A 3,900-nucleotide genomic window follows, 5' to 3' on the forward strand; every position below is an offset into this window, starting at 1 on the left:
TGCGCCGGCAGGGTCTCGAGCACACCGCCGATCGCGTGACGCAGTGCGGCGTTCTGCTCGGGATCCTCGCTGGCGAAGATGTTGTTGCCTTCTTTGTCCAGAATCGAAATGTGCACGTGCAAACCATTGCCGGCCTGACCCGGATAAGGCTTGGCCATGAAGGTCGTGTCCATCTCGTGGTCGTAGGCGATGTTCTTCACCAGACGCTTGAGCAGGACCGCGTAATCGCACGCCTTGATCGGGTCGGAGACGTGATGCAGGTTGACTTCGAACTGCGCCGGGGCGCTTTCCTTGACGATCGCATCAGCGGGAATGCCCTGCTCTTTCGCGCCTTCGAGGATGTCTTGCAGGCAATCGACGTATTCGTCGAGATCGTCGATCAGGTAGACCTGAGTCGACACCGGACGCTTGCCGGATACCGGTGAACGTGGCGATTGCGGACGGCCATTCACGTTGTCCTGGTCGATCAGGTAGAACTCGAGTTCGAACGCCGCGCAAATAGTCAGGCCGAGGTCGTCGAATTTGCGCACAACGTTGGCCAGCACTTCACGCGGGTCGGCGAAGAACGGCTGGCCTTCGATCTCGTGCATGGTCATCAGCAGTTGAGCGGTCGGGCGTTTTTGCCACGGCTCGATGCTCAGGGTGCCGGGGATCGGGTAGCAGATGCGATCAGCATCGCCAATATCCAGGCCCAGGCCGGTGCTTTCCACCGTCGAGCCGTTGATGTCCAGCGCGAACAACGACGCCGGCAGGTTGATGCCTTTTTCGTACACCTTATGAAGACTGGTGCGTTCGATGCGCTTGCCGCGCACCACACCGTTCATATCCGCAATCAGAAGGTCGACGTACAAAACCTCAGGATATTTCTTAAGGAATGCGTTGGCTTCGTTGAGTTGAACGGTACGCAGAGGGACCGACATGATGCACCTATTTAGCTGTTAATTATTATGTTCACCACCGTATTGCGAAGCCAGTCAATCCGAAAGGCAAAGTGAAGTCAATAGCGAACACCCTACCCTGCAGCCTTTATTTTTCGCGCTTTTCTTAACACTCTCGTGCCATATCCGCCGGCAAACCCCGGTAAACCTGAGTGATTTGATGAACGGCGTTTAGAATTTTTTACATGGCAGTTGTTAATTAAAATCAACAAGGCTAAGCTCCGGAAAAGCTCGTTCAAGTGACAGACTTCGAGGTGAATAAAAATGGCATTCAAGCCATTGATCGGCGTTACTGCGTGCGTCAAACAGATTGGCCTGCACCCCTATCACATCAGCGGCGACAAGTACGTACGTGCTGTCAGCGTTGGCGCCCAAGGGTTGCCAGTGGTCATTCCTTCCCTCGGCAATCTGACTGAAATCGATGACCTGCTCGGTCAGCTCGACGGTCTGTTGCTCACCGGCTCACCCTCGAACGTGGAACCCTTCCACTATCAAGGCGCGGCCAGCGCCCCCGGCACGGATCACGATCCGGCTCGCGACGCGACCACCCTTCCTTTATTGCGTGCAGCCATCGCGGCGGGCGTTCCGGTGCTCGGTATCTGCCGTGGTTTCCAGGAGATGAACGTGGCGTTCGGCGGCAGCCTGCATCAGAAGGTGCACGAGCTGCCCGGCATGCTCGACCACCGTGAAGCCGACAGCCCGGACGTGGCGGTGCAATACGCTCCGGCCCATGCGGTCAGCGTGATCGCTGGCGGTGTGTTCGAAGCGCTGGAGCGGCCCGACGAATTTCAGGTCAATTCGATTCACAGTCAGGGCATCGACCGCCTCGCCCCCGGCCTGCGTGCTGAAGCCGTGGCGCCGGACGGTTTGATCGAAGCGATCTCGGTCGAGCACAGCCCGACCTTCGCCCTCGGCGTGCAATGGCATCCGGAATGGCAGGTGCTGGACAACCCGAACTACCTGAGAATTTTCCAGGCGTTCGGCGCAGCGTGCCGGCAACGGGCGGCGAAGCGCAGTCAGCGCTGACGCAATCCCAGACCAGATAACGATTTACTGCCCCCACGGCTGGCGGGTGTGCGTTTGCACATCCGCCCGTCGTGAACTGCAACACCCGTGATAACAACAAGTACGACCCAGGCAGCCAGGACGGCGGCGCCGAACAAGCCGGATCGGTACGGACAAAGGCCACTCAGGTCAACGCATATCCCCTGTGGGAGCGAGCCTGCTCGCGAAAGCGGTGTATCAGCAAACGATGATGTCGACTGACACTCCGTATTCGCGAGCAGGCTCGCTCCCACAGGTTCTGCGCCAGCTGACAGGCATTCCGGATCGCTCCGCAATCCACTTAAGCCCGGCCACATTGGCCAGGCACACGACACCTGTTGGGAGTTTCACATGGCAAACGCCTCCAGCACTTACCGCAAGGCACTCGAAGGTCAGCAGCAACCGAAAAAGGTGCTGGTGAAAGTCGATCGTGTCACCAAGAAGTTCGACGAAACCGTGGCCGTGGACGATGTGTCCCTGGAGATCCATCAGGGCGAGATTTTCGCGCTGCTGGGCGGTTCCGGTTCGGGCAAATCGACTCTGCTGCGCATGCTCGCCGGTTTCGAGCGGCCGACCGAGGGGCGGATTCTGCTCGATGGCGTGGACATCACCGACATGCCCCCATACGAGCGGCCGATCAACATGATGTTCCAGTCCTACGCGCTGTTCCCGCACATGACCGTGGCACAGAACATCGCCTTCGGCCTCAAACAGGACCGTTTGCCGGCCAGCGAAATCGATGCCCGCGTCGAAGAAATGCTGCGCCTGGTGCACATGACCCAATACGCCAAGCGCCGCCCGCACCAGTTGTCCGGCGGCCAGCGGCAGCGCGTGGCGCTCGCCCGCTCGTTGGCCAAACGGCCGAAGCTGTTGCTGCTCGACGAGCCGATGGGTGCGCTGGATAAAAAGCTGCGTTCGCAGATGCAGCTTGAGCTGGTGGAAATCATCGAGCGCGTCGGCGTGACCTGCGTGATGGTGACCCACGACCAGGAAGAAGCCATGACCATGGCCCAGCGCATCGCGATCATGCACCTGGGCTGGATCGCGCAGATCGGCAGCCCGGTGGACATTTATGAAGCGCCGGTCAGCCGCATGGTCTGCGAATTCATCGGTAACGTGAACGCCTTTGACGGCACCGTGGTGGAAGATCTGGAAGGCCACGCGATCATTCACAGCCCCGACTTGCAACAGAAGATCTACGTCGGTCACGGCGTCAGCACGTCGGTGCAGGATAAGTCGATCACCTACGCCATCCGCCCGGAAAAAATGCTCGTCAGCACCACCCAACCGGAGTTCCGCTACAACTGGTCCGAAGGCAAGGTCCACGACATCGCTTACCTCGGCGGCCACTCTGTGTTTTACGTCGAGCTGCCCGGCGGCAAGATCGTCCAGTCGTTCATGGCCAATGCCGAACGCCGTGGCGCGCGGCCGACCTGGGACGACAAGGTCTACGTCTGGTGGGAAGATGACAGCGGCGTGGTGCTGCGCTCATGAGAACTTTCAATCAGCAATTCTTGCGCCTGGTGCCCAGCGGACGAAAACTGGTGATCGGCATTCCGTTCATCTGGCTGTTCCTGTTCTTCATGCTGCCGTTCTTTCTGGTGATGAAGATCAGCTTCTCGGAAGCCGCGCTGTCGATCCCGCCGTACTCGGAGATCTACACCTTCGCCGAACAGAAATTCCAGCTGCTGCTGAACATCGGCAACTACACCCTGCTCGGCGAAGACGAGCTGTACCTGTCGGCGTACCTCGGCTCGCTGAAAGTCGCGGCACTGAGCACGCTGATGTGCCTGGTGATCGGTTTCCCGATGGCCTACGCGATCACCAAGACCGGCAAGGAAACGCAAAACGTCCTGCTGCTGTTGATCATGATGCCGACCTGGACGGCGATCCTGATCCGCGTGTATGCGTGGATGGG

General features: G+C 59.2%; 3 protein-coding genes and 1 pseudogene. 3 read left to right on the forward strand and 1 reads right to left on the reverse strand.

Going from position 1 to position 3,900, the window contains the following annotated elements; translation table 11 throughout:
* Positions 1-920, reverse strand: a 920-nt coding sequence (locus D8U61_RS04390) for a glutamine synthetase family protein (RefSeq protein WP_130926485.1), incomplete at its 3' end; no start/stop codon positions are given.
* 282 nt (positions 921-1,202) lie between these two features.
* Here D8U61_RS04390 and D8U61_RS04395 point away from each other — a divergent pair.
* The 3 genes and pseudogenes from D8U61_RS04395 to D8U61_RS04405 form a co-directional block, all read left to right on the forward strand.
* Entirely contained in the window at positions 1,203-1,964 is a 762-nt protein-coding gene (locus D8U61_RS04395; protein WP_130926486.1) for a gamma-glutamyl-gamma-aminobutyrate hydrolase family protein, read from the forward strand.
* A gap of 369 nt (positions 1,965-2,333) precedes the next feature.
* Positions 2,334-3,476: a polyamine ABC transporter ATP-binding protein gene (potA, locus tag D8U61_RS04400; protein ID WP_024013333.1), complete on the forward strand. Its 1,143-nt coding sequence runs from the start codon at positions 2,334-2,336 to the stop codon at positions 3,474-3,476.
* Positions 3,473-3,900: pseudogene (locus D8U61_RS04405) on the forward strand (putrescine ABC transporter permease PotH); the annotation flags it as partial. The gene potA and the pseudogene D8U61_RS04405, both read left to right, overlap by 4 nt.

This window comes from Pseudomonas sp. Sample_14 (assembly GCF_004307515.1).
Taxonomy (GTDB): Bacteria; Pseudomonadota; Gammaproteobacteria; order Pseudomonadales; family Pseudomonadaceae; genus Aquipseudomonas; species Aquipseudomonas atacamensis.

Coding starts and splice junctions, on each gene's coding strand:
- potA (WP_024013333.1), top strand. CDS start 2,334: ATGGCAAACGCCTCCAGCACTTACCGCAAGGCACTCGAAGGTCAGCAG.
- D8U61_RS04395 (WP_130926486.1), top strand. CDS start 1,203: ATGGCATTCAAGCCATTGATCGGCGTTACTGCGTGCGTCAAACAGATT.